We start from the raw sequence: 24,877 nt of genomic DNA, 5'->3' as shown, positions 1-24,877 counted from the left end.
GCCCACGGAGCCGGCGGCGCCCTGTGTGCCGGGCCCTCTGACTCCGTCCGCAGCACGGCAGGGTCCCCGTCTCCCTACTGACCGAGCTCGACCGAAACGTGCCCGGACAGCGCGCGAAGGAAGTCGGCCGCGTCGAACGCGGCCCCGGCCGAGACGACCCCGACCGCCTTCGTCCGCCCCTCGACCACCCGCCGCACCGCCTCCACCGCGAGGGGCGCGCTGACGGCGTAGATGTCCTGCCCGCGCGCCGTGGCACGTCGTTCCACACCCCCGGAACGGACGACGACGTCGACGAGGAAGGTCTGTGCGGACCGCCCGTGCTCGTCGACGGCGGCCGGGGCGGGCGTGTCGGGGGCCGCCAGGTCACGCGCTGCCTCGACCGTCATGTACGTGTGCACCTCGGGGATGGACAGATGGCTGGGCACGGTCACGACATCGGCCATGCTGAACTCCCCGATCACGGCCCGGGTCCCCATCGGCTCGGGAAAGTCCCACTTCGTGGCCGGCGCCGCGTCGTCCCGGTACTCCAGCCGCCCGTTGCCGTACCGGACCCGCCGTCCGCCCCTGCGCCGCCGCGAGACCGCGCCCGCGTCACGCGTCCCCGCCGTGGGATGCCACCCGCTCAGCCCGTATGCGACGTGCGCCTCGTCGGCCGTCGCCCAGCCGGCCGCCTCCAGCGCGGCGGTGACCAGCAGATCACCGAGACCGCCGAAGAAGGCCATGGCGGGCACCACGACGACCCCCGCCGCGCGCGCCCTCTCCCCGAACTCCGCGAACGTATCGAGATTGGCCTCGATCTCGGCCGCCACGTCCACATACGGAATCCCGGCGCGCAACGCCGCCTCGATCACCGGCCCGGCCGTCTCCGCGAAGGGCCCGGCGCAGTTGACCACGGCATCCGCACCGGCGAACGCCCGGTCCAGCGAGGCCGTTTCGTCGATGGAGGCGACCCGCACGCGGTCCTCCGGCCCCGGCTGGTCCGCGGCGAGCCGCCGCAGCTTCTCCGGATCCCGCCCGACCAGCAGCGGCACGAACCCCCGCGCCCGCAACTCCGCCACCACGAAACGCCCGGTGTGCCCATACGCCCCGAACACCGCGACCGTACGCCCCGCACCCATCAGCTCTCCCCCACTCTCCTCGGGACGCCCACCGCCCCACCACGGCCATTCTTCCGAGGGCGGACCCCCACCACGAGTGTCCGAAACGACATGCCCCGTACAGTTTCCGACATGCCGTCAGCGAACCGGACCACCATCGCCCTGGCCGTCACCGACGGCATGCTGCACTTCGAACTGGCCCTGGCCTACGAGGTGTTCGGCGCCGACCTGACTGACCTGATCGCGCCCTGGTACGAGGTCGTGCTCTGCGGCCCGAACGCCGTGCGGGTCGGCCGCTTCCGCCTGGAGCCGGACCACGGTCTGGACCGACTCCCCCACGCCGACACGGTGATCGTCCCCGGCTGGGCCGACGTGGACGAGGCCCCGCCGGCCGACCTGGTCGACGCGGTCCGCGCGGCCCACGAGGCGGGCGCGCGGATCGCCTCCCTGTGCACCGGCGCGTTCGTCCTGGCCGAGGCGGGGCTGCTCGACGGCCGCCGAGCGACCACGCACTGGGCGCACACCGACGTGCTGGCGGCCCGCTTCCCGCAGGTGGAGGTCGACCCGGACGTCCTCTACGTCGACAACGGCAGCGTGCTCACCTCGGCGGGCAAGGCCGCCGCGATGGACCTCTGTCTGCACCTGGTCCGCCTCGACCACGGCTCGGCGGCCGCCAACACGGTGGCCCGCCGTCTGGTCGTGCCCCCACACCGTTCCGGCGGCCAGGCCCAGTTCGTCCCCGCCCCGGTCCCCACCCGGAACGACCATCCCCTGACCGAGCTGTTCCCCTGGGTGCTGGAACGCCTCGACCAGCCCCTGACCGTCGAGGACCTGGCCCGCCGGGCGAGGATGAGCTCCCGCACCCTGACCCGCCACTTCCACGCGGCCACCGGCACCACCCCCCTCCAGTGGCTCCTGACCCAGCGCATCCGCCGCGCCCAGGAACTCCTGGAAACCACCTCCCACAGCATCGACACGATCGCCGCCGGCACCGGCATGGGCACCGCCACCACCCTCCGCCGCCACTTCAACCGCACCCTCGGCGTCCCCCCGGACACCTACCGCCGCACCTTCCACGCCACCCGCTCCGACACCCCCTGACTACGTACCGCACACCGTCCGCAGGGGCGCCGGCCGGTCGCCCTGCGCATCCGCCACCTTCTGCACGTCGTTGAGCAGCCCCGGCAGGTCGAGGTCCTCCCCGGCGGCCGCGCGCGCGATGGTCAGGAGGACGGCCTCGTAGAAGGCGTCGCGGACGGCGGGTGGCATGACGTCGGAGGCGTCGAGGCAGAGGGTGCCCGGACCGGTGAGACGACGGGCGATCGCCTGTTCGACGGGGCCGCCTTCCGATCGCACCCGGCGGTTCGCCGAGAAGACGTCCGCGTCGTCGGCCCACTTCTGCTGGCCCTCCCGGGAGGCCAGCCGTTCGATCAGGTCACGGGCCTGCGGACGGTCACGGAACAGCGCGGCGAAGTCGCCGGTCACCTCGTGGGCCCGGACCGGGTAGCCGCCGCCGGGCAACAGGGAGGCGGAGTCCATCAGGCGGGCCTGCTGTCGCTTCCCCCGGTAGAAGGAACGGGCGAAGGAGCCCTGGTGCTCCAGGGCACACCTGTCGGAACCACCGGAACCACCGGAACCACCGGAACCGTCGAACAACAGCCCGTACCCGGCGGGGTCCCCCCGGTGATCGGTGAGCAGGGCGCGCCTGGCCGCCGCCCTGTCCTGGCGGAGCAGACCGGCCCACGCCTCCCAGGCGCCGAGCACCGGCTTGCCGGTCCACTTCACGTCCTTGTGGCCCAGCGCCCACTTCCCGTACGTGTCCGGGCCCTGCCGTTGCAGCACGAGGTCCTCGATCCAGTCGCTGCCGGGCCAGCCGGAGGCGCCGTCGTCCCCCATCCCGATGCACCAACTCGACAGCGGGGCCGACGGTCCGGCGGGCCTGTCGCCCTCGCGGTACCAGACGATGCTCTTCAGGTCCGCCTTGACCGGGACCCAGTACGCGTGGTGCGGGGGCTTGCTCACCGGCTTCCAGGGGGAGCCGTACTCCTCCTCGGCGTAGAGGCCGTCCAGCGACTCCAGGCGCTCCTGGTCGGCGTACTCGGCGAGTTCGCCGACGCCCGGCATGATCGCGATGTCCGGGGGCTCCCCCGATTGCACCTTGGACAGCAGTACCTCGCGCTGGGCCGCGGTGCCCTGGTACTCGAAGGGGATGCCGAAGCTCCGCAGCACGTTCTCGAACTGCTTGCCCTGTTCGCCGGTCCACGGCCCGAGGATGGTCACCGGCTCGTCGTCCCGCTGCGACCAGACCGCCACCATGCTGCCGGCGGAGACCAGCAGCAGCGCCATGAGCAGCACCAGCATCTTGAACCGCCGGGTCACCGTCGCCTCCAGTAGTCGCTGTCGAGCCGGAGACCGAGCCCCACCACGGGCAGGACGACGATCAGCAGGCCGCCGGTCAGGGTGCCCTGGTAGACCCGGTCGGTCCAGGCGTCGTCGGCCAGCACGCGCCGGACGTTCTCGGACCTCTCCGTGACGGTCTGCTGGGCGCCGGCCGGCGACTCCTCGCAGCAGGGGTGCCGGGAGACCTTGGTGATCTGCCGCAGGTCCCCGACCACGCTGTCGAGGTCGTCCTGGGCGGACGCCATCGTCAGCAGCGGGACGACGGCGAGCAGCGCGGTCAGCGCGAAGGCCGCGAGCAGGTACGGGTTCCAGTCACGGCCGCAGCGGTCGCGCAGCACGAACAGCGCGGAAAGCAGGGTCGACGCCAGCGCCAGCAGGGCGAGTTCGGCGATCCACCAGCCGCTCCGCTGCAGCCACCCCTCGGTGGCGGTGGCTGCGGCGTGCTTCATCTGGACCTGCTGCATGTCGTCCAGGCGGGGGACGAGTCCCACGCCCCGGCGGGTGAGCAGCGAGCGCGCCTCGGCGAGCTTCTGGTCGCGCATGAGCGGCTGGTCCCGGTACGTGGCCGTACCGAGGGTGATGGAGTTGCTGTAGGTGGCGAGCAGCCCGTTGACGGTGCCGAGGTCCTGGTCCGTCCGGTCCGCGATCCTGGACAGCCCCTGGTCGGCGGCGGAGAGCTGGGCCCGGTAGGCCTCGCCCGAGCCCGCGACGTCGACGAGTTTCATCTTCTTCAGCTCGTGGGCCTCGAAGTAGGCGCGCAGCACCGCGAGCCGGGTGGCGGCGAGCCCCTGCACCGCCGGCGCCTCCTTGGTGGCGAGTGCCTCGGCACCGCCCTGGATCTGACGACAGGACACGAACACGGCGCCGGCCGCCACGAGCGCGCACACCGTCAGGACCAGCAGATGCGCCTCCAGCAGCCGCCGGGTCCGCCGGCCGCTCAGCCGCTCGCGCCAGAACGCGGCGAGGGAGTAGCGGGAGGAACGGGAGTGTCCGCGCCGGGAAGCGGCGGATGAGCGGCGGCGCCGCGAGACGGCGAGGCGGTGCCCGCTCCTCGAAGGGGCGCGTCCGGTCGTCACGGCAGCTTCTTCCCGCAGGCGATGCAGTAACGGGCCTCGCCCCCGGCCGGGTGCTCGCACCCCCCGCACCGCGGACCCGGCTGCGGCCCGACCGCGTCGATCAGGGGCACGGGCCGGGACCCGGCGCGCAGGATCATCGGGCCGAGCGTGCCCGCGTCGACGGCGGGGCGGCGCAGCCGGACCCGTCCCCCGGCCGCGTCCTCGATGTCGGCGACCGCGCCGATCTCGCGCAGCACCAGCTCCGAGCCGAGCCGGGCCGCCAGACGTGCGGCCTGGCTCAAGTACTCCTCGGCGGCGTCCCATTGCCCTTCCCGGAGCGCGATGAGCCCCTTGCGCAGGGCGTCCCGCATCACGGTGGTGGACCTCTGCAGGCGCACGCTGTCACCACCCGCGGGAACATCGGGCGGCGGCTGCTCGGGGCGGTGCCAGCGGGCGGTGACGGACGCGTGGACGTCGCCGATGGAGACCATGGCGAACTGCAGGTAGGTGTCCAACGGGTCGTTGTCGGCGTCGGCGACGAGCGTGAGCAGGTAGTCGCGTCCGCCCTGCTCCCACTGGTAGGTCGGAAAGCTCCAGCGGTTCGGCCGGCCCGGCTGGGGCAGCCCGCCGAGCCGGTGCGGCCGGGGCGCCTTCTCGTTCAGCGCGACCTGCCGCACCGAGGGCCGTACGGTCACCTCGATGGGCAGCTGGGGAGTGTGCACCCGGCGCAGCCGCCGGACGGCCGCGGTGATCGCCCCGCCGAGGCCGTCGTCCACGAACTCGGCGGTGCCGTGCAGCCGTTCGGCGAGCGTCAGCAGGGGTTCGGGGGTCCAGTCCGCGCCCACTGCGAGGACATCGCAGGTGAAGTGCCCGGCGCAGGAGTCGAGTTCCTCCTCCAGCCGGGTCTCGCCGGGGGCGCTGCTGCCGTCGGTGATCAGCAGCAGGTGGCGTACGGACAGCGGGCGGGCGGCGAGCAGGGCGCGTGACCTGGCCGCCCAGACGGCGTACCCGGCGGGGCGCGGACCGTCCCGGTGCAGCGGGATCGCGCCCGCGGCGAAGGCGGCCCGGCGCTTCTCGTGCTGGTCGGCGACGGCCCACTCGGCGTCACCGCCCGGATGGAACCGGACGGGTTCGGGGCCTGCGCCGAGCACGGTGAAGGAGATGCCGTCGGGCAGGGCGCGCAGGGCGGCCGAGAGGGCGCGCCGGACGACCGCCCGGAGGGGCTCGGCGACATCGACCGCGATGATCACGGCGAGTTCGATCGCGGGCAGCTCGGCGGGGGCGTCACCGGCGGTCACGTCGACCCGCAGATGCGCCTCGATCTTCGCGCTGCGGTGCGGTCGCAGATCGCCGGCGAGGTCGACGTGCAGCCGGATGTCCGGCCGCGGCGGCCGGGCGTGCCCGCTCATACGCCCACTCGCGTGGCCGCCCGCGTCCCGGCTCGGGTGACCGCTCATGTCGTGCGTCACCGTTCCCTCCCCGTCGTCGCCGTGCGGACGGCGGGGACGCCGTCCACCAGGTCGCTGCCGTACGGACCGCGTGGACGCCGTCCGCCGAGCAGTGCCGAACGGACCGCGTGGACGCCGTCCGCCGGGTGGTGCGTGTTGCGTGTTGCGTGTTGCGTGTTGCGTCGTGCGTGCGGTCAGATCACGGTCTGCGGCCGTACCGCCTGCAGAAGGTCCACGAGGTGTTCGTGGGCGGCGGCCGACGCCCCGTGCCGTGCGGCCAGTTGCCGGTAGTGCGACTCGATCCGTTCGCGCAGCTCCCGCTCCTGGGCGCTCAGGCGTCTCAGGCTGCCGGGGTCGAGCCGTCCGCCGCCCCGGGGGCCGGGCCGGTCGCCGCGGCTGTGGAGCGCGTCGAGTTTCCATTCGTGCAGCTCGGCGCTCAGGCGCAGCGCCTCGTCCTCGGACAGGCTCGGCCCGCCGGCCCCCGGTTCCCGGCGTACGAGGTCGCTCAGTTCGGCGAGCGCCACGTCGACCTCGGTGGGCGCGGGCAGCGGGTCGGCGTCCCGGGGCAGCCGGGCCGCGCGGATGCGCAAGGAGGCGATACGGGTGACGGTGTGGTCCAGGGTGCCGGGGCGGACCCGGCCGAGGACGTCGAGGGCGGCGCGGCGGTCGCCCGCGCGGAGCGCGAGCCGGGCGAGGCCGAGGGCGGCGCCGCCGTGCGCGGGGTTGCGGGCGAACACGGCCTCGTACAGCTCCTTGGCGGTGGGCCCGGCCGTGTCGTCGCCGAGCCGCTCCCCGCAGTAGGCGAGGGCCAGTTTGGGCGCGTACTCGCCGGGCAGTTCGAGGCGGACCTTGGTGAAGTGGCCCTTGGCGTGGGCGATCTGCCGCGGATCGTCGTCGAGGTCGGCGCGGCGCAGTGCGACCAGGGCGCGGTGCCACTCCAGCCGCCACCGGCGCACGGCGGACGGCCCGGGAATGGAGTCGGCGGTGTCGAGCTCCTCCTGGGCCCGCTCCAGGTCCTCCCGTGTGTCCCGGCCCAGCAGGACGCGCACGTTGTGCAGGCGGATCTCCACCGAGGGCGGTTTGCCGTCCTCCTGGTCGAGGAGCCGGCCCGGGTCGTAGCCGCTGCTGACCTCGAAGCGGGTGGTCTGCGGGTCGCCCGGGTAGCGCCTGGGCACCGGCAGGCGGCGGGCGATCTCGGTGGGGGTGGGGGCGCCGAGGTCGAGGGCGGGGGCGAGGGGCGGGTCGTACCGGTCGCGGCGGGGGCGGCCCAGCCAGTGATCGATGCCGGGCACCGTGCCGAGCCGGGCGCCGAGCAGTTGCGGGGACGGCCAGAAGTAGTCGGAGGGTTCGGGCGGGTCGTTCTTGCCGCGCAGGGCGCGGATCTCCCGCAGGGCGCCCCGCAGTTGGCCCGCCATCTCCCGGGCGTCGGCGAAACGCAGGCCCGGATCGCCGCGCGTGGCACGGTCGACGACCCCCCAGAAGGAGGCGGTGCCGAGGCCGGGCACCTCGTCGACGGCCCAGCCGGCGAGCTCCCGCAGGGTGACGCCGACCGTGTGCAGGTCGTGGGCGGTGGTGGGCACGGGCGAGGACGCCGTCTCGGGCGCCATGTAGTCGGGGGTGACGTGGGCGGGCGGCTGGCTCTGGCCCTGTTCGCGCATCCCGCCGAGATCGATGACCTTGACGCCGTCCCCGTGGTGCACCACGTTCGACGGCTTCATGTCCCCGTACACGAAGACCCGTTCGCCGCCGGCGTGCAGATGGACGAAGGCTTCGAGGATCTGGCAGCCGTACGCGGCGACGTCCTCGATGTCGAGGATCCACTCCCCGCGCCGGGTCTCCTTGACGACCTTGTCGAGGGTGCCGTCGCCGACGTCGTCCATGACGATGTAGCCGCCGGTGACCTTCCCGGTGTCGTCGCGCCGGGCGACGAAGTCGCGGATCTGGACGATGCGGGGGTGACGGATGGCGACGAGGTTGCGGCGTTCGACGTCGGCGAGCCGGGCCCCGTCCTGCTCGTAGCGGTTGAGCATGCCCTTGACGGCGACCACGTCACCGAGATGCGTGTCCTCGGCGAGATACACCCAGCCCTGGCCGCCGTGCGCGATGGGCCCCATGATCCGGTACTGGTCGTCGCGCAGCAGGTCGCCCTCGGCGAGTTCGGGCCGGTACGAGTAGGGCTCGCCGCAGGCCGGACAGTATCCCTCGACCGGCACCGGGCCGACGGTGTAGGGCGGCGCGAAGGTGATGCCGCACTCGGCGGACGAGCAGACCATACGGACGCGCAGCGGTGCCTCGGGATGGATGAGGCGTTCCTGCGCGGGGCGCGGCGCCCGTTCGGGCAGCGCGAGCAGTTCGGCGGGACCGAACCGGCGGGGGTCCTCGGGCAGGTCGGGCAGCCGGGGGCCGTTCTCCGCGCGGCCGCACACGGCGCAGTAGCCGGTGGGCAGCACCGTGCCGCCGCAGGGGGCGCCGGTGAAGCGCCGGTGCGGGCAGACCGGCACGCTCTCCCCGTCCGTTTCCTGACCGGGGCGGGCTGCGGGCCTCATGCCCGGTCTCCGGCCCGCCGCAGGTCGGCGCGCAGGGTCCTGATCAGCTCGCGCACCTGGGTGAGCCGCCACTGCGGGTCCGTGGTCTCGTCGATCAGGCGGCGCTCGCCCCGGCGCCGGTCGGCCGTCTCGGTCAGGGAGCCGAGGGAGGCGCTGTCGACGACGCCGTGCCGGACCGCGCGGCTGAACTCCGCGCGTTCCAGCCGGGCGAGCAGCGCGTCCGCGTGGGCGAGGAGCGCGGGCCCGAGGAGTTCGTCGCGGGCGGCGGTCCAGCCGGTGCCGCCCTCGTGCCGGAAGACGAGCAGCACCCGGAAGCCGAGCGACCGTAATCGGGCGAGCAGCGCGATCAACGGCCCCGGCTCGGACTCCTCGTCGACACCGTCGACCACGACCGTGACCTGACGTCCGGCCGGGAGGGCGGCCGCCCGCGCGGGCCGAGGCTTGGTGCCGAGCAGCCAGTCCCAGTACGCCAGATACTGGCCGGGCGGAAAGGCGATGTGGCCCAGGGCGTGATCGGCGAGGTCGGGTCTGCTGGAGCCTCCCCCACTGTCGGCTTCGTTCGAGCGGGAGGTACCCCCTCCGCGATAGACGAGACGAGCCCGGTGCAACAGATGACGCAGGGAACGGTCCTTGCCACTGCCCGGCGGCACCACGGTGATCTTCACCGGCTCCTCGTCGGGGTCCTCGAACCACCGCGTCAACCGCTCCTCGAAGCCGTGATCCCAGGCGTACGGGCTGCTCAACTCCTTGACCAGCGGGGAGAGTTCGGCGATGCGCTCGACGGGGATCAGATACGAGAAGGCGAGCCGGTTGTTCTCGGGCAGCAACTCGCCCATGTCCCCCCGCCAGCTGACGACGAGCCCGACCACCCGGGCGGGCCGCCCCTCTTCCGGCCTGGTGCACACGGCGGCGCCGCTGAACCCCCTGCGCACCACCTCGGCCTTGGTGACGGCGTCCAACTGCACCCGCTCACCGCTGACTCCGCCGATACGCCCCCACAGGCTCATGCCGTCGTCGAAGCCCTCCGCGTACCCGGTGGCGGACACCTCCATCCCGCCCCACAGCGTGGGCTCCAGCCGGGCGGGCCGCGCCTGCGGCCGCGGACTGTCCAGTCGCAGTACGGCGACATCCTCACCGCCCCCGGCACCCCCGGGGCCCCGGCCTCCCCCACCCCCCTCGCCCGCCGGCAGCCATCCGCCGGGCGGGACGCGCGCGGACACCGGTTCGAGGTCACCGTTCTCGGCGAACTCCAGCCACATCACGGCGTCCGGGCGGCGCACCACATGCGCGCAGGTCAGCGCCGTGTACTGGTCGACGAGCACACCGGCACCGCAGATGGGGCCGTGCGCGTCGTCGCGCCGCAGCCGGAGTCTCCAGTCCGCACGCAATTCCCCCATGCTGCCTCACACTACGCGCGGGGCATCGTGCGTCCCTAGACTTGTGAACCAACTTGGACAGGTCAATCACTGCAATCCGACGGGGTGTTGACATGGGCGATACCGAACCGGTCGGTCTCGCGGAGGCCATCGGCACGGTCCGCGCGGAGCTGGCCCGGGCCCAGGCCGAAGGCGCGGCGAGCGACTGGCGGTTCAGCGTGGAGCAGGTCAGCCTGGAGTTCTCGGTCCAGTTCCACCGGTCCGGCGAGGGCGGCGCGGGCCTGCGCCTCGGCGTCGTCGAGGCCCGCCTCGGCGGCACGGTGAGCCACGACTCCACCCACCGCATCCAGGTGGACCTCAAGCCCCTCCCCGGCCCGGGCGGCCACCACCACGAGGTAAGCCGCGAAACCCCCACTCCCCCCGGCCCCCCTCCCCCCGACGCCCTCTCCCGCGACTAGGGCCCTTCTGATGGATCTCCGTGGAGGAAGGAGCGGCGTTCGGTGCGTGCGATCGGCGTGCGGCGTGGAGGGTCATGTGGCGGAGCCACCTGTCCCTTCGCGCCGCACGGCGAGCGTGCGTGCCGGGCGTCGCGACGCCACAGGGCAATACACGCATGCGCTCCCGCAAGGTTGCGCACCCAACGCGCCCCGGAGTCTCCCGCAAGGCCACTGAGCCCGAACTCACGCCCGTCGTCGACTTCCTGTGCGAGCACAGCCCCAGCAAGCGCCGCTCATGGCCTTGATCGGCGCGGCAGGCCGTCAGCCTGCACGTGGACGCGTTCGCGGAGACGGTCGCAGAGGCGGCAGCGGAATACGCCCCCAGCTGAAGGCCGAGACCCCGAGCAGGTGGAGACAGTTGATCGCGGGTGGATACGTGACCCCGTACGAACTCGACGAGTTCTACGCCCTGTTGCAGGACGACACCTTCCGGGACCTGGCGCCCGCACTGGTCCAGTCCTGGGGCCGCAAGTAACCCCGCCTCCCTTCTGCACGAACCCGTCCACACCGACACCGCAGAAAGCGCCGCGCACATGCCGTCCAACGGGCTCATCACCGCGCGTCCGGACATCGCCGCCGACCGGCGGCCGCCACGCGTCGGGCTCATCTCGTTTCTCAACTGCCGGCCGCCACGCGTCGGGCTCATCTCGTTCCTCAACTGCCGGCCGATCCTCTGGGGGCTCGAACGCTTGGAGCTGCTGTCCGGCCTGAACCCGGTGGCGCTCAGCCCGGAAGAGGCCGGCGACCGGCCGGTCGCGGGCCGCCTGGACCTCGGGCCGGTCAGTCTCGCCGAGTATCCGCGGCACACGGACGACCTGCTGCTGCTTCCGGGGCTCGCCATTGCGGCCGAGGGGCCTGTCATGTCGTGCAGCGGGTGTCCGTCGAGGCCGCGGGTGCGTCCGGCTTCACCGAACCGCAACTACTCTCCGACCGCCATACTCCCTGGGAGACCCATTCGGCAGACCCGTGAGGCGCATCCTCCGGGCCTGGGGGCTTACGGAGTTCCGCGTCGACCGCCGAGAACACGGCCGCGGCCGACGCGGACACGGTCAGCACCGGCGCAGCGCCAGGACCGCGTTGTGGCCACCGAAACCGAACGAGTTACTCAGAGCGAGGTCGCCATGCCCGGGCAGCGGCCGGGCGATGTTCCTGACCACGTCGAGCGGGACGGCGTCGTCCAGGTCGTCGCAGCCGATGGTCGGCGGGATGACACCGTGATGGAGGGTGAGGGCCGTAGCCACGGCCTCCACACCCCCCGCCGCTCCCTGGAGGTGCCCCAGACTCCCCTTGAGAGCCGTGACCGGAACGGGGACGGCGCCGTCCGTTCCGCCGAAGACGGTGCTCAGCGCGGCCGCCTCCGCCAGGTCACCGTCCACGGTCGCGGTGGCGTGCGCGTTGATGTGCACCACGTCGGCGAGGTCCGCGTCCGCGTCGGCGACGGCACGCCGCAGGGCGCTCGCGACACCGTTGCCGGTCGGGTCCGGGGCGGCCAGGTGATGGGCGTCGGCCGACAGCCCCCACCCCGCGGCCTCGCAGTAGATCCGGGCGCCACGGGCCAGCGCATGCTCTTCCGACTCCAGCAGCAGGACGCCCGCGCCCTCACCGTTCACGAAGCCCGACCGATCCTTGGCGAACGGGCGGGAGGCGGTCTGCGGGTTGTCGTTGCGTGCCGACAGAGCGCGCATCGCGCTGAACGCGGCCATGACCTCCGGAGTCACGGCGGCCTCCGCTCCGCCGGCGAGCACGATGTCGAGATGGCCGTACCGAATGCGGTCGACGGCCTGCCCGATGGCCTCGGTGCCGGACGCGCAGGCGCTGACGACGGTGCGGGCCTCTCCGGTGACGTGCAGGTCGAGCGAGACCTGGGAAGCCGCCTGGGAGGGGACCGTCATGGGGGCGGTGAGCGGCGCGACCCCCCGCACGCCCCGGTCCCGCAGCCGCCGGTCGCCGGCGACGAGGACGGAGGCACCGCCGATGATGGTGCCCAAACTGATACCGACCCGCTCCGGGTCCAGGCAGCTGTCCCGGGTGCCGCCCGCGGCGAACCCGGCGTCCTGCCAGGCTTCGCGAGCCGCGAGCACCGCGAACTGGGCGGCCCGGTTCATGCGCCGGGCCTGCGTTTTGGGCAGCACCTCGGTGGGATCGATGGGAACCGTCCCCGCGATGCGGACCGGATGATCGGCGAACTCCGGGACGTCCAACGACCTGATGCCGCTGCGGCCGACGAGTAAACCCGTCCAAAGAGCGTCGCCACCCAGCCCCAGCGGGGTTACCGCGCCGAGTCCGGTGACCACTACGCGCCGGGCGGAGGAGCGGAGTTGAGCTCGTCCACCCACGGCCGCCCTGCCGCGCCGCCGGCTCTGCGGCATCTCCGTGTATGTACTTTCTTTACACCCCATGGCAAACGCTTTCCCTTCCGGATGGTTGGATGCCAGGTCAACGGGTGAAACTTCAGGCGTACTCACCCCTTTGGAGCCGACGACGCCTCCAACTAGATTTGAACTACGAGGTAAATGGCACGAACGGGGGCAGTCATGGCCGATTCCAATGAACCGGACATAGTTGATTTTGCAGATTTCCAGCTCGAATTCGCTGACCTACCCGCCCTTTTGCGGGCATGGCGCACCGAGGCGGGCGCCAAACTCGGACGCAAAAAGCCGTTGCCGCAAAAGGAAGTCGCGCATCGAATGGGCGTCAGCGAACGCTGGTACCGCGCGCTGGAGAGCGGGGCCCAGGTCCCGCTCACCCTGGATACACTCACGGGTCTTGCCGACGCCCTGGACCTCGGGCCGGATGAACGTACGGCTCTGTACTGGTACCGGTTGACCGAGGTGTCGGACGAAGAACAGCCGAAGGGCGAGGACGGCAGGATCGCCCGGCTCAAAGAGTTCGTGGACGCACAGACGGCCTTTCCTGTCTACCTCATCGACCACGCGTGGAACATTCTGGCCTACAACGCACTCATGGCCAGGTGGTTTCCCTGGGTCCGCGAGCCGAGGGCCAATCTCATGCGCTGGGTGCTGGAAAACCCGGACTCACGCGAACAGATCATTGACTGGAGGCAACAGGCCTCCCTGTATCTGGCCCAGTTGCGGTTCACTCTCGTCCGGCGCCCGGACGATCCGACGCTCAAGGGTTTACTGACCGGTGCACTGCTCGATCCCGCGTGCCGGGAATTGTGGGACGCCGGGCCACGCATCATCGCATTCCGGCAGGGCGGGAAATTCCGCCTGTCACTCCCGCATGTTTCACGGACCGAGCTGGTGGTCACCTCTCAGGTCCTCCTCCCCGCTTATTACCCGGGTGCCCGCTTCGTTGCGCTGATTCCGGTATAGCGTGGCGCCACCCCCGACTGCACTCTACACACAAAAACGTTGCTTCGAACCGGCAAATTTTTACCGCTTGACAGCTCTTCAATGCCCCCTGCAATCTCAGTCAGCGAGTCAGGGCAAGCGGTTGGCCGCAGCGGCCTTCATCGGCAACCCCTGACAGACGGGGGAGATTTACCTGTGTTACGTGCGAGAGGCGCCCGCGCTAAATCCGCATTTCTTTTCGGCACGGAGAGTTGACTTGGTAAGTCGATTGATGCCCGGACCGGACACCGCCCGGTCGGCAATGCAACCGCTGACCGACTCCGAAGCCCTCGTGGGCCTGCTGGACACACTGCGCCACCGTCCGGTGCGGGAGTTGCGGCTCGCGCTTCCCAGAAGACCGTACGAGCGCCGGGTGCGCGAGCAGGCGGCGCTACTGAGCGCGGAACTGGTGCGCCGTGGGGCGCAGGTGCGCGTCCTGCACCTCGAGGACGTCAGCCGTGATCCCGCCTACGCCGACGACACCCGGCGAATCGCCGCGTCGGGGGCCTGGATGCGGGCGGTGCCGCACCTGCCGGTGTGGATGGCCGTCGCCGACCGGGACTTCGCCATCGTCCCGTCGGACCCAGGTCTGGAGGACGCCCGCGCGACGCTCGTGCGCGGCAGGACCCTGGTGGGCGCCTACCAGGAGCTCTTCGACCAGGTGTGGGCGCGTTCCGCCGGGCCGGCCAGTGCGGCGGGCCCCGGGTGCGACGGACTCGACGAGCGGGAGCGGGAGGCCCTGGTGCTCCTCGCCGAAGGACTGACCGACGAAGGCATCTCGCGGCGCACCGGGCTGTCGGTCCGCACGATCCGCCGGACCATCGCGGGCGTGATGACCAGGATGGGAGCGCAGAGCCGCTTCCAGGCGGGCGTGGAAGCGGCTCGGCGGCAGTGGATCTGAGACCGGGTTCCGAGGGGGTTGCAGGCGAGCCGGCCGCCTACAGCCCCGTCCGGGCCAAGTCCCCTTCTGCGTACCGCTCACCGCTCGGCGGCATGAGCGCGTCGAGGCGGGCGAGCTGGTCGACGGTGAGGACGACCGCGTCGGCGGCGGCATTCTCTTCGACGCGGGTCACACGCTTGGTACCGGGGATGGGGACGACGTCGTGGCCCTGGGCGAGCAGCCAGGCGAGGGCGACCTGGGCGGGCGTGGCGCCGGCGTCGGCCGCGACGGACGCCACCTCGTCGACGATCCTCAGATTCCGTTCGAAGTTGGCTTCGGCGAACCGGGGTGTGGTCAGCCGGAAGTCGTCCGCGTCGAGTTCCCGCGGAGAACGGATCGCCCCGGTGAGGAATCCCCGGCCGAGCGGCGAGTAGGCGACGAGACCGATGCCGAGTTCACGGAAGAGCGACAGGAGCGACTCTGCGGGCTGCCGCGACCACAGCGAGTACTCCGTCTGCACCGCGGTCACGGGATGGACGGCGTGGGCCCGCCGGACAGTGTCCATGCCGGCCTCGGAGAGGCCGATGTGCCGGATCTTGCCCTCCCGCACGAGCTCGGCCAGCGCACCGACGGTGTCCTCGATCGGCGTGTCCGGGTCGACACGGTGCTGGTAACAGAGGTCGATGTGGTCCGTGCCCAACCGCCGGAGCGAACCCTCGATCGCCGTGCGCACGTTGGCCGGTGAGCTGTCGAGCACGTTGGGCCCCGCGCCGGCGTGCGAGACGAGACCGAATTTCGTGGCGATCACTACGTCGTCGCGGCGCCCGGCAACGGCACGGCCGACGAGTTCCTCGTTGACGAACGGGCCGTAGATCTCGGCGGTGTCGAGGAAATTCACGCCGAGGTCCAGCGCCCGCCGAATGGTGCGGACGGCCTCCTCCTCGTCGCTGCCCGCCCCCGTGTAGTAGTCGGACATCGTCATGGCGCCCAGGCCGATGCGTGACACATCGAGCCCGCCGAGCGAAACACGCTGCACTACGACCCGCTCCCTTGCTGTTACGTCTGCATCAAGTATCCGGTCCGGCGTCAACTCTACGAGAACTAACGCTGGTTGGGTGAATTGGGGGTTCGCCATGGCAGCAAGCGGCCATGCACCTGTCGACCGCCGCAGCACCGTGCTTGACTCGAATTGGCCCGCCGGTGTGGGCCACGGAAAAAACGGAGACCGTAAATGCCGAACATGATGCTCGGGCCAATGAACGTCGACGGCGCCTGCGAAAACGAACAACTCACCCGGCGTATGGGAATTGCAATCACCATCTGTGAACCGGGACTTGTGGTGGGCACGATGCCCGTCGCCGGAAATCGTCAGCCGATGGGAATTTTGCACGGCGGCGCGAACGCCGCGTTCGCCGAGACGCTGGGTTCGGTCGCCGCTTTCCTCCACGCGGGCCCCGGCGGGAACGCGGTGGGCGTCGACCTGTCCTGTACACACCACCGCTGGGTGTCCTCCGGGACTCTCACCGGAGTCTGCAGGCCGCTCGACGAGCGAACGGCGATGGCCTCCTACGAGATCGTCGTCACCGACGGCTCCGGGAACCGCGTCTGCACCGCACGGCTCACCTGCGCCGTTCGCCGCGCCGGCGGCCGTCGCGGGCCGGGCCCGCGCATGTCGCCCGCTCCGACGACGGCAACGGCAACGGAACGATCCATACGAACGGAGCACCGATGACCCCGATTTCAGCACGGACTGTGCTGTCGTCCGTGGACGACCAGCTGGGGCCGGCCGAGCAGCGCTTCTTCGGCCGTGGCTTCCGCCGGGTCGCCTACGACATCGGCGAGGTACACCTCGCCCGCAGCGAGGACGGCGCTGTCCTCGCACGCTCCGCGGTCGGCGTCCGCTACCCGGCCGACTGGTCGAAGAAGGCGGCCGGCACGGATCTGCGTCCGCACTTCAGCACCGTCGACGGGATCGTCGTCGCCGCCCAGCTGGCCGAGGCGTGCCTGAGCGGCCCGGGCGCGGACCTGCGCGACGCATGGTTGCGCAAGGTGCGGCTGACGGCCGGTTCCAGCCCTCAGGAGGAGCTCACCGGTCTGCCGGCCGAGGCGACGCTGCGCCGTACCGACCCGGTGGCCGGGCACCCTGCGCGCGTGGTGTCCGTCGTCGACTGCGCGGTCGGCACCATGCGGGTGCGGTGCGAGGTGGAACACTCCCCCGCCCGGCCCGTGGAGGAGGAACGCACGTCGTCCGGACTGGACGCGCTCCTCGGTCCCGCGGCGGACCGCTACTTCGGCGTCGGCTTCACCACGCGCCGACAGTACGTCCGTGATGTGGAGGTCGACCACCGGGAGCTGTGCGCCGACGCCACGCTCACCCTCAGCCACGAGGACGGGGCGGCGGTGCCCGGCGCGGGCATCGAGGGCGCGTACCAGCCGTCGGTGTCGGTGATCGACGCCTTCGTGACGGCCCTGCAGCTCGCCCAGATCATGCTCTACGACCTCGACGACATGCGCCGCCAGGACAGCAACACCCTGTGGATGCGGCAGACCACGCTGACCGCCTCCCGCCCGGACCGCCCCGCCGAGGGCGTGCCGGTGCGCACCCGGCTGGCCGATCCCGGTCTGCTGCGGATGAGAGACGGCACCTGGCGCACGCTTGACGTCGTGGCCGAACTCGCCGGCATCCAGGTGCGGTCCGCGGTGGCCCATCAGCTTCCGGAAGGACACCCGACGGCATGACCACAACGGCAGTGATCGCCGGGGTGGGTGGCTTCGTGCCCCCGCGCGTGGTGACGAACGACGAACTCGCCCAGCGCCTCGACACCTCCGACACCTGGATCCGCAGCCGGACCGGCATCGCACAGCGCCATGTCGTCGAGCCCGGCACCACCACCAGTGACCTTGCCGTCGAGGCCGGTCGGCGGGCTCTGAAGAACGCCGGTGCGGACGGCGCCGACCTGGTGATCGTCGCCACCACCACCCCTGACCGCCCCTGCCCGGCCACCGCGCCGACCGTCGCCACCCGCATCGGGCTGACCGATGTACCGGCGTACGACGTGGCGGCGGTGTGCTCCGGTTTCGTGTACGCCCTTCAGGCCGGCACGGCCGCCGTGACCTCGGGATTCGCCGAGCGGGTCCTGGTGATCGGCGCCGAGTCCTTCAGCACCGTCCTGGACCCCTCCGACCGCACCACCTCCGTCATCTTCGGCGACGGGGCGGGCGCGGTGCTGCTGCGGGCCGGCGACCACGACGAGCCCGGCGCCGTACAGGAGGTGCACCTGGGCAGCGACGGTGCGATGGCCGACCTGATCACGGTCCGCGGCGGCGGTGCCGAGGAGCGGTCCCGGGGCGGGGTGCCGCGCGAGGAGGACCGGTACTTCCGCATGGACGGCAAGTCCGTCTTCTTCGCCGCGGTGCGCCGCATGGCCGAGTCCTCGCGCACGGTACTGACCCGTACCGGCTGGGAGGTCGCCGACGTCGACCGGCTGGTCGGCCACCAGGCGAACACACGCATCCTGCATGCCGTCGCCGAACAGCTCGGACTGCCGCCGGAGCGCGCGGTGCTGAACATCGACCGCGTCGGCAACACCTCCGCGGCCTCCATCCCTCTCGCCCTCGCCGACGCCATGGCCGACGGACTGCTGAGAGCGGGCGACCGGGTGCTGCTGACAGCCTTCGGAGGCGGCGCCACCTGGGGCTCGGCCACCCTGACCTGGCCCGACCTGCCGGTCGGCTGAGACCCACCCGAAATCACAAACCCCCTTTTCCGTAAGACCAGTTGAGGTGACCCATGACCGGTTCCGTCACGACGATGATCATCGAGATACTCACCGGCAAGTTCGAGATACCCGCGGAGGAGGTGTCCCGGGGCACCGTCTTCGATGACCTCGCGGTCGACTCCCTGGCCCTGCTGGAGGTGTCGCTGATCCTGGAGAAGCGGCTTGGCGTCTCCATCGAGGAGGGCGTGCTGAACTCCCAGCAGACCATCGACGAGGCCGCCCAGGTCGTCGAGGGCCTCGGTGCCCCGGCAGCCACCGGGCCGGCCGCCGCCTGAACGGCCGGCACGGCTCCCGCCATGCGTATCGTCCTGCTCCGCCACGGAGAGACCGACCGCAACGCCACCGACCGATTCCAGGGGCAGGCCGACATCCCGCTGAACGACACGGGAGTACGGCAGGCGCAGGTGATCGCCCGGTCGTTGAGTCCGGACAGCTGGTCGGCGGTCTACTCCTCGCCTTCGGCGCGCGCCGCCCAGACCGCCGCGTACGCCGCAGGTCGGCTCGGCGTCCCCCATCGGCGCCTCGACGGACTGCGCGAACGCGACCTGGGCACACTCGACGGCCAGGACCGCGCCGAGTTCGCCCGGCAGCACCCGCGCACCATGCGGCGGCTGCTCACCGACCCCGACTATGCCCCACCCGGCGGCGAGACCGGCAGAGCCGTGCTCTCCCGCTCGGCCGCCGCCCTGCGCACCATCGCGGAAGCGGAAGCAGAGGCCGACAAGACCGGCCGGAACCCGCCCGCGCCCGCGGTCCTGACCGTCACCCACGGCGGTGTGCTGAACCTGCTGACGCGGGCCCTGGCCGGCGCCGTCGCAACGCCCGAGGTCCTGGTCGGCACCTGTGCCGCCGTCTGCGTGGACGTCGAGTGGTCACCCGCCGGCCGTCCGCGTGCCGCCCTGCGCCGGTGGAACGTGGCCCCGCACGAGTGCGAGGAAGCGCCCGCGCCCACCCCGCCCCCGTCCTTCGTCGACCTCGGCTCCCTCGTCTTCGACGAGCTCAACTCCAAGGAAGTGACCCGTACATGAGCATCGAGATCACCGTACTCTTCGACGTCGTACCGGACCGCCTGGCGGACACCGCGGACGCCTTCGTGGAACTGTGCGCCGCGACCCGTCAGGAGGAGGGCGCGTTGCGCTTCGACGCCTGGCGGTCCGAGGAGCACGAGAACGTGATCGTGCTGGTCGAGGAGTGGGCCGACCAGGCGGCCATCGACCTGCACATGAAGGAGCCGTACGTCGCGGACTTCCTCGCGAAGGTCGAGGGCGCCTATGTGCGTCCTCCTTACGTCCACCGCCTGCGCCCCCTCGCCGCCTGACCCATGGTGAGCGACATGCGGCAGCCGCGCGTCCTCGTGGTCGGCGCCGGTCCCGTCGGGATGGTCCTCGCCTGCGAACTGCTGGCGCACGGTGTTCGGGCCGACGTCATCTCCAAGCTCCGCAGGCAGAGCCCGCACTCACGCGCCACGATCCTGTGGCCCCGCATCCTGGAACTCCTGGACCGGGTGGGCGTGGGACGGAAACTGGTCGACAGCGGCCACTACTTCGACCAGATGAACTACTACTCCCAGAAGAAGCTGATCGGCCTGATCCGGTTCGACCGGCTGCAAGGCGTCGGTTATCCCTTCGCCATCACCATCCCGCAGTGGCGCACCGAGGCGATCCTCGAGGAGCACCTCACCGCGCTCGGCGGCACCATCGAGTACGACACCACCTTCGTAGACGGCACCCAGGACCCGGACGGGGTCCAGTGCCGGCTCCAGCTCGCCGACGGCCGGGCGCGGACCCGTACATACGACTACGTGGTCGGGGCCGACGGTTACAACAGCGCCGTCCGCGAGGCGTTCGGCTTCCGGTTCGCCGGCCGGACCCTGCGCACCCGGCTTGCCATCACCGACGCCGAGATCCTGGGCGAGACCACCAGCAGCGAAGCGGCGTACTACCTGACCCGGACCGGGAACATGGTGCTGGCGCCGCTCGGCGACGGAGTCTTCCGGGTCGGCGCCAGCGTGCCCGACGACTACACGGGCGACACGCCGGACCGCGCCTTCTTCGAGAGGCTGCTCGCCGAGCGCGTCCCCGGGGCGCGCAGGCTCGGCGAGATGAAGTTCAGCGGCATCTTCACGGCTCACGTCCGCTCGGCGGGCACGTACGGCAGCGGCCGGGTCTTCCTGGCCGGCGACTCGGCGCACGCGATGAGCCCGTCGGGCGCGCAGGGGCTGAACACCGGCATCCAGGACGCAGTCAACCTCGGCTGGAAGCTGGCCGGTGTGGTGCGTGGCGACTACCGCACGGACCTGCTGGACAGTTACGACACCGAGCGCAGGCCGGCGGTCGACGCGGTCGCCGGACTCTCCACCCGCCTGGCCCGGATCGGCCTGTACTCGACCCGGCGGCAGACCCTCGCCCGGGATGCCGTCTACCGGCTGGGCACCACCACTCAGACGCTCGAAACAGTGCTCGCGCCCAAGCTGGCCCAGCTCGACACCCACTACGGCCCCCGGCCGAAACGGCGCTCCCTGGTGCCGGGGGAACGCCTGCCCCTCGGCTGGCGTGAGTCGCCGGCAGCCCCCGTCCTCGCCGTGGACCGCTACACCGTGCTGCTGTGGCCCGGCCTCCAGTACCGGTACGAGCGCTGGACCGGGCTCGTCGACAAACTGCGCGAGCAGCTGACCGCGGTGACCGTCTCCGACCTGGGCGGTCGCCCGCCCGGCCCGCTGCTGGGCAAGCTTCCGCGCGAGGCACACGCCCTGCTGGTCCGCCCCGACGGCCACCTCGACGTGCTCGTCCCGCTGGACGACCGCGCTCCCGCCGCCGCCGTCCGCGTGGTCGGCCAGGCACTCGCCCGGCATGCACAGCCCCACACCACCGCCCCGCAACTGGCCGGTCAGCCGGCCTGACGCCTTGTTCCCGGCACAACCCGAAGGAGCCCGTCATGAGCACCACCCCCCGCGTCACCCTCACCGAAGTCGCCGACATGACGCCCGACCAGCTCGCGGTGTACGAGAAGTTCCAGTCCAACCTGACCCGCGCGCTGCTGCTCACCAAGAACTCCGCGGCCGCCCACCTCGCGCTCGGCGGCACCTTCACGGTCGGCCTGCTGAGCCTGCTGGACCGCGAGGTGGTCGTGCTGCGTGTGGCCAGGCTGCGCGACAGCGAGTTCGAGCGCCTGCTGCACTACCCGCTCGCGAAGAAGGCCGGTCTGGAGGACACCGAGATCAAGGCGATCGAGGAAGGCCTCTACGACCAGCTCCCGCCCGCCCGCGCCGCCCTGGTCCGCTACGTCACCGACTGCATGGTCGACCACAGGGCGAGCGAGGAGGCCTTCCTCGCGCTGCGCGAGCACTACTCGCAGAACGAGATCGCCGAGATCACGCATCTCGCGGGGCACAGCGCCATGACCGCCATGTACCTGGCCAGCCTGGACATCCCGCTCGACGAGGGCATCGCGTCCTGGGGCCGGCTCACCGAGGTACAGGACGAGGTCAGGAACTGATCCCGGCCGCTCGCCCGATCCGAGAGGAAGAACGTTGCAGTACGTCCGGCTGGGCTCGTCCGGCCTGAAGGTGTCGCGACTGGCGCTGGGATGCATGAGTTACGGCGAGCCCCGACTCGGCACCCATCCCTGGTCGCTGCCCGAGGAGGAGAGCCTCCCGTTCCTCGCCCAGGCGCTCGAACTGGGCATCAACTTCTTCGACACCGCGAACATCTACTCGCTGGGCACCAGCGAGGAGTTCCTGGGCCGCGCGGTGCGCAAGCTGACCCGGCGCGAAGACGTCGTCATCGCCACCAAGGTCTACGAGAAGCTCAAGGACAACCCGCTCTCGGGCGGGCTGTCCCGCTCGGCGATCATGCGCGAACTCGACGCCAGCCTGCGGCGGTTGGACACCGACTACATCGACCTCTACATCGTCCACCGCTGGGACCACGAGACCCCGGTCGAGGAGACCATGGAGGCGCTGCACGACGTGGTGCGCGCGGGCAAGGTCCGCTACATCGGTGCCTCCTCCATGCACGCCTGGCAGTTCGTGAAGGCGCAGTACGTCGCCGATCTCCACGGCTGGACGCGGTTCGTGAGCATGCAGAACCACTACAACCTCGTCAATCGCGAGGAAGAGCGCGAGATGCTGCCGTACTGCCTCGCGGAGGGCGTCGGCGTCACCCCGTGGAGCCCGCTGGCCCGCGGAAGGCTCACGCGCGACTGGGACGCCGAGTCGCCCCGCACCGGGGGCGACCCGATCCAGGACCGCTTCTACGGCCCCACCGAGCGGGCGGACCGCGCGGTCGCCCGCGTGGTCGCCGAGATCGCCGCCGAACGCGGCATCCCCATGGCCCAGGTGGCCCTCGCCTGGCTGCTGCGTCAGCCGGTGGTCACCGCGCCCGTCGTCGGCGCGACCCGGCCGCACCACCTCGAGGACGCCGTGGCGTCCCTCGACGTGAGGCTCGACGACACCGAACTCGCCCGGCTTGAGGCGCCCTATGTGCCGCACGCCGTCGTGGAATACGTCTGACCGACAGGCAGGTGGAGGAACCATGGGAATAGCCGACTACGCCCTGGCGATGCCGAGCGGGAAGCGATGCGTCGACGACGTCAGCCGGGAGTCGGGGTACACCGTCGAGAAGCTCGGCCAGATCCTTCCGTCCGGGAAGTTCTCGGTGCTGGCCGAGGGCGAGACCTCCTGGGGGCTCGGCCGGGACGCCGCGGCCAGGCTCCTGGCCCGCAACCCGGTACCGCTCGAGGAGATCGGACTCGTCCTGTACGCGGGCTCCAGCGAATGGGGCACACCCTTCTGGTCGCCCGCCGCCAAGATCGCCCAGGAGCTGGGGATCGCGGACGCGCACTGCTTCGAGGTCTCCAACTTCTGCAACGCGGGCATGGTCGCCGTGAAACTGGCGGACGACCAGGTGCGGGCGGGCACCCACAAGCACGCGCTGGTGATCATCTCGGACAGGCTCAGCCAGCTCGTCGAGTACGGCACCCGCTACATCGAGCTGTTCAACTTCGCGGACGGCGCCGCCGCCGTACTGATCTCGGCCGACGCCAAGTACGAGGTGCTGGGCGCCGCTCACCACACCGACCCGCAATGGGTGGACTCGTACTACGGCGAGATCAAGGAAGGCAGGGTCAAGGTCGAGCGGGGCGAGAAGCTCGACGGGCTCGGCGAGGCGTTCCTCGACAACTTCACGGCCCTGACCCACAAGGTCCTCGCCGGCCTCGGGCAGAAGGTGGCCGACGTGTCGTACTTCCTGGTCACGCACGGCAACCAGGACACCCACCGCAAGTACCTCGCCGCACTGGGCGTGCACACCTCCCGCAGCGTCTTCCAGTACGACCGCGACGGCCACCTCGGCGGTGCGGACCCGTTCCTCGCCTTGGAGGAGCTGGAGCGGGAGGGCCGGATCGCCTCCGGCGACCTGGTGGTCGTAGCGACCGCGGGATCGGGTTTCACCTGGGGTGTGACGGCGATCCGCCGGACGTGACCCGCGTATGGCAAGGGGAAGGGCTCCCGGTTCTTCTTGAGAACCGGGAGCCCTTCCCCTTGCCACGTGTTCAGCGACGGTGAACGGAGTTCAGATCCACCGTCAGGAGCTGCAGCGCCGCCTCGTGCGGTGAGTCGGGTTCCGCATGGTAGAACTTCAGGATGTTGCCGTCCTGGAGGTCGGCGGACTGGTACATCAACTCCAGCTCACCGACGACCGGATGGCTGAAGAGCTTGGTGCCCTCGATGCAGTTGGCCACCCGCTGTCGGCACCAGAGTGCCGCGAACTCCTCGCTCTGAATGGTCAGTTCACCGATGAGCTCGGCCAGTCGTGGGTCGTGCCGGTGGTTTCCGGAAATGAACCGCAGATAGGTCACGTTCGACTCGGACTCCGTGGCCCAGTCCGCGTACAGGGTCCGGACGTCCTCGTCGAGGAAGTTCATCTTGATGACGTTGGGGCGCAGTTCGGCGTCCTCGGTGACATCGAAATCGAGATGCGGCGCGAACAGCCGGTGGTACAGCGAGTTCCAGGCGAGGATGTCGCACCGGTAGTTCAGCACGGCCGCGGCCACGTTGCCGAGTGACGCCATCAGCATTTTGGTGCTGGGGCTCAACTGGTCGTCATGGGGCGCCTGCTGCTGCGGGTTCTGCACCGCAGTCCCGATCTTGAGCAAGTAGTCCTGCTCGTCGAGGCTCAGATCCAGAGCGCGGGCGATGGAGAGCAGGACCTGCGGGGAGGCGTGCGCGGTCTGCGACTGCTCGAGCCGGGTGTAGTAGGTCTGACTCACTCCCGCGAGTGCTGCCACCTCCTCCCGGCGCAGTCCGGGAACCCGCCGGGAGCCGCCGGCGCGCAGTCCCCGCTGCTCCGGCCGGACGCGCTCACGCATCTGCCGCAGGTAGCTGCCGAGGTCGGTGTTCACGATCTGTTCCACCCTTCTCATTATGAAGTGCCGTACCGCATCGGCAA

Annotated in this window: 22 protein-coding genes and 2 pseudogenes; 15 read left to right on the top strand and 9 right to left on the bottom strand. The window is 71.2% G+C overall.

Features of this window, described 5'->3' with window-relative positions:
* Positions 1–74 precede the first annotated feature (74 nt).
* Positions 75–1,118 carry a saccharopine dehydrogenase NADP-binding domain-containing protein gene (locus OG272_RS28250; protein WP_326579500.1) on the bottom strand — a complete coding sequence of 348 codons (1,044 nt, stop codon included), beginning with the start codon at positions 1,116–1,118 and terminating at the stop codon, positions 75–77.
* Between the two features lie 111 nt (positions 1,119–1,229).
* Here OG272_RS28250 and OG272_RS28245 point away from each other — a divergent pair, with 111 nt between their 5' ends.
* Positions 1,230–2,198: a helix-turn-helix domain-containing protein gene (locus tag OG272_RS28245; protein ID WP_326579502.1), complete on the top strand. Its 969-nt coding sequence runs from the start codon at positions 1,230–1,232 to the stop codon at positions 2,196–2,198.
* Here OG272_RS28245 and OG272_RS28240 read toward each other — a convergent pair whose 3' ends face one another.
* From OG272_RS28240 to OG272_RS28220, 5 genes are all read right to left on the bottom strand, one after another.
* The gene (locus tag OG272_RS28240) at positions 2,199–3,476 is read right to left on the bottom strand and encodes a carbohydrate ABC transporter substrate-binding protein (protein WP_405895154.1); all 1,278 of its coding nucleotides are present in this window, start codon (positions 3,474–3,476) and stop codon (positions 2,199–2,201) included.
* Positions 3,473–4,573, bottom strand: a complete 1,101-nt coding sequence (locus OG272_RS28235) for a hypothetical protein (protein ID WP_405895153.1) — start codon at positions 4,571–4,573, stop codon at positions 3,473–3,475. The genes OG272_RS28240 and OG272_RS28235 overlap by 4 nt, the downstream gene beginning before the upstream one ends.
* Positions 4,570–5,961, bottom strand: coding sequence for a hypothetical protein (locus tag OG272_RS28230; RefSeq protein WP_405896086.1), 1,392 nt, complete (start codon positions 5,959–5,961; stop codon positions 4,570–4,572). Before OG272_RS28230 ends, OG272_RS28235 begins: the two co-directional genes overlap by 4 nt.
* A 233-nt stretch (positions 5,962–6,194) precedes the next feature.
* Positions 6,195–8,546, bottom strand: a complete 2,352-nt coding sequence (locus OG272_RS28225) for a tetratricopeptide repeat protein (protein ID WP_327728380.1) — start codon at positions 8,544–8,546, stop codon at positions 6,195–6,197.
* Complete coding sequence (locus OG272_RS28220; RefSeq protein ID WP_327728381.1) at positions 8,543–9,943, bottom strand: serine protease; 1,401 nt, start codon at positions 9,941–9,943, stop codon at positions 8,543–8,545. Before OG272_RS28220 ends, OG272_RS28225 begins: the two co-directional genes overlap by 4 nt.
* A gap of 92 nt (positions 9,944–10,035) precedes the next feature.
* On the opposite strand from OG272_RS28220, the gene OG272_RS28215 reads away from it, so the two are divergent.
* Both OG272_RS28215 and OG272_RS28210 read left to right on the top strand, forming a co-directional pair.
* Positions 10,036–10,380 carry a trypco2 family protein gene (locus OG272_RS28215; RefSeq protein WP_405895152.1) on the top strand — a complete coding sequence of 115 codons (345 nt, stop codon included), beginning with the start codon at positions 10,036–10,038 and terminating at the stop codon, positions 10,378–10,380.
* Positions 10,381–10,952: 572 nt separating this feature from the next.
* Positions 10,953–11,276, top strand: a pseudogene (locus OG272_RS28210) (MqnA/MqnD/SBP family protein); the annotation flags it as partial.
* Positions 11,277–11,468: 192 nt separating this feature from the next.
* Here the strand turns inward: OG272_RS28210 and OG272_RS28205 are convergent.
* Positions 11,469–12,761: pseudogene (locus OG272_RS28205) on the bottom strand (beta-ketoacyl-[acyl-carrier-protein] synthase family protein); the annotation flags it as partial.
* 192 nt (positions 12,762–12,953) lie between these two features.
* On the opposite strand from OG272_RS28205, the gene OG272_RS28200 reads away from it, so the two are divergent.
* The gene (locus tag OG272_RS28200) at positions 12,954–13,754 is read left to right on the top strand and encodes a helix-turn-helix transcriptional regulator (protein ID WP_327728383.1); all 801 of its coding nucleotides are present in this window, start codon (positions 12,954–12,956) and stop codon (positions 13,752–13,754) included.
* Between the two features lie 280 nt (positions 13,755–14,034).
* Positions 14,035–14,673 (top strand): helix-turn-helix transcriptional regulator, encoded by a 639-nt coding sequence (locus OG272_RS28195; protein ID WP_327728384.1) that lies wholly within the window; start codon positions 14,035–14,037, stop codon positions 14,671–14,673.
* A 37-nt stretch (positions 14,674–14,710) separates the two neighbouring features.
* On the opposite strand, the gene OG272_RS28190 is transcribed toward OG272_RS28195, so the two are convergent.
* Positions 14,711–15,688 (bottom strand): aldo/keto reductase, encoded by a 978-nt coding sequence (locus tag OG272_RS28190; protein ID WP_327728385.1) that lies wholly within the window; start codon positions 15,686–15,688, stop codon positions 14,711–14,713.
* A 195-nt stretch (positions 15,689–15,883) separates the two neighbouring features.
* On the opposite strand from OG272_RS28190, the gene OG272_RS28185 reads away from it, so the two are divergent.
* The 10 genes from OG272_RS28185 to OG272_RS28140 are packed head-to-tail and all read left to right on the top strand — an operon-like array spanning position 15,884 to position 23,911.
* Positions 15,884–16,384, top strand: a complete 501-nt coding sequence (locus OG272_RS28185; protein WP_405895151.1) for a hotdog fold thioesterase — start codon at positions 15,884–15,886, stop codon at positions 16,382–16,384.
* Positions 16,381–17,391 (top strand): AvrD family protein, encoded by a 1,011-nt coding sequence (locus OG272_RS28180; protein WP_327728386.1) that lies wholly within the window; start codon positions 16,381–16,383, stop codon positions 17,389–17,391. Before OG272_RS28185 ends, OG272_RS28180 begins: the two co-directional genes overlap by 4 nt.
* Positions 17,388–18,389, top strand: coding sequence for a beta-ketoacyl-ACP synthase III (locus tag OG272_RS28175; protein ID WP_328223784.1), 1,002 nt, complete (start codon positions 17,388–17,390; stop codon positions 18,387–18,389). Before OG272_RS28180 ends, OG272_RS28175 begins: the two co-directional genes overlap by 4 nt.
* Positions 18,390–18,442: 53 nt before the next feature.
* Positions 18,443–18,706 carry an acyl carrier protein gene (locus OG272_RS28170; RefSeq protein ID WP_327728388.1) on the top strand — a complete coding sequence of 88 codons (264 nt, stop codon included), beginning with the start codon at positions 18,443–18,445 and terminating at the stop codon, positions 18,704–18,706.
* Between the two features lie 21 nt (positions 18,707–18,727).
* The gene (locus OG272_RS28165; RefSeq protein WP_405895150.1) at positions 18,728–19,459 is read left to right on the top strand and encodes a histidine phosphatase family protein; all 732 of its coding nucleotides are present in this window, start codon (positions 18,728–18,730) and stop codon (positions 19,457–19,459) included.
* Positions 19,456–19,749 carry a putative quinol monooxygenase gene (locus tag OG272_RS28160; RefSeq protein WP_327728390.1) on the top strand — a complete coding sequence of 98 codons (294 nt, stop codon included), beginning with the start codon at positions 19,456–19,458 and terminating at the stop codon, positions 19,747–19,749. The genes OG272_RS28165 and OG272_RS28160 overlap by 4 nt, the downstream gene beginning before the upstream one ends.
* 15 nt (positions 19,750–19,764) lie before the next feature.
* The gene (locus OG272_RS28155; protein ID WP_405895149.1) at positions 19,765–21,330 is read left to right on the top strand and encodes an FAD-dependent oxidoreductase; all 1,566 of its coding nucleotides are present in this window, start codon (positions 19,765–19,767) and stop codon (positions 21,328–21,330) included.
* Between the two features lie 35 nt (positions 21,331–21,365).
* Positions 21,366–21,926: a carboxymuconolactone decarboxylase family protein gene (locus OG272_RS28150; protein ID WP_327728392.1), complete on the top strand. Its 561-nt coding sequence runs from the start codon at positions 21,366–21,368 to the stop codon at positions 21,924–21,926.
* Positions 21,927–21,960: 34 nt separating this feature from the next.
* Positions 21,961–22,941: an aldo/keto reductase gene (locus OG272_RS28145; RefSeq protein WP_327728393.1), complete on the top strand. Its 981-nt coding sequence runs from the start codon at positions 21,961–21,963 to the stop codon at positions 22,939–22,941.
* A gap of 22 nt (positions 22,942–22,963) precedes the next feature.
* Positions 22,964–23,911, top strand: a complete 948-nt coding sequence (locus tag OG272_RS28140; RefSeq protein WP_327728394.1) for a ketoacyl-ACP synthase III family protein — start codon at positions 22,964–22,966, stop codon at positions 23,909–23,911.
* 70 nt (positions 23,912–23,981) lie between these two features.
* Here OG272_RS28140 and OG272_RS28135 read toward each other — a convergent pair whose 3' ends face one another.
* On the bottom strand, positions 23,982–24,851 hold the full coding sequence (locus tag OG272_RS28135; protein WP_327728395.1) for a helix-turn-helix transcriptional regulator: 870 nt from the start codon (positions 24,849–24,851) through the stop codon (positions 23,982–23,984).
* Positions 24,852–24,877: the final 26 nt, after the last annotated feature.

Source organism: Streptomyces sp. NBC_00104, from assembly GCF_045160825.1.
GTDB lineage: Bacteria > Actinomycetota > Actinomycetes > Streptomycetales > Streptomycetaceae > Streptomyces.
This window is presented reverse-complemented; position numbering and strand designations above follow the sequence as displayed.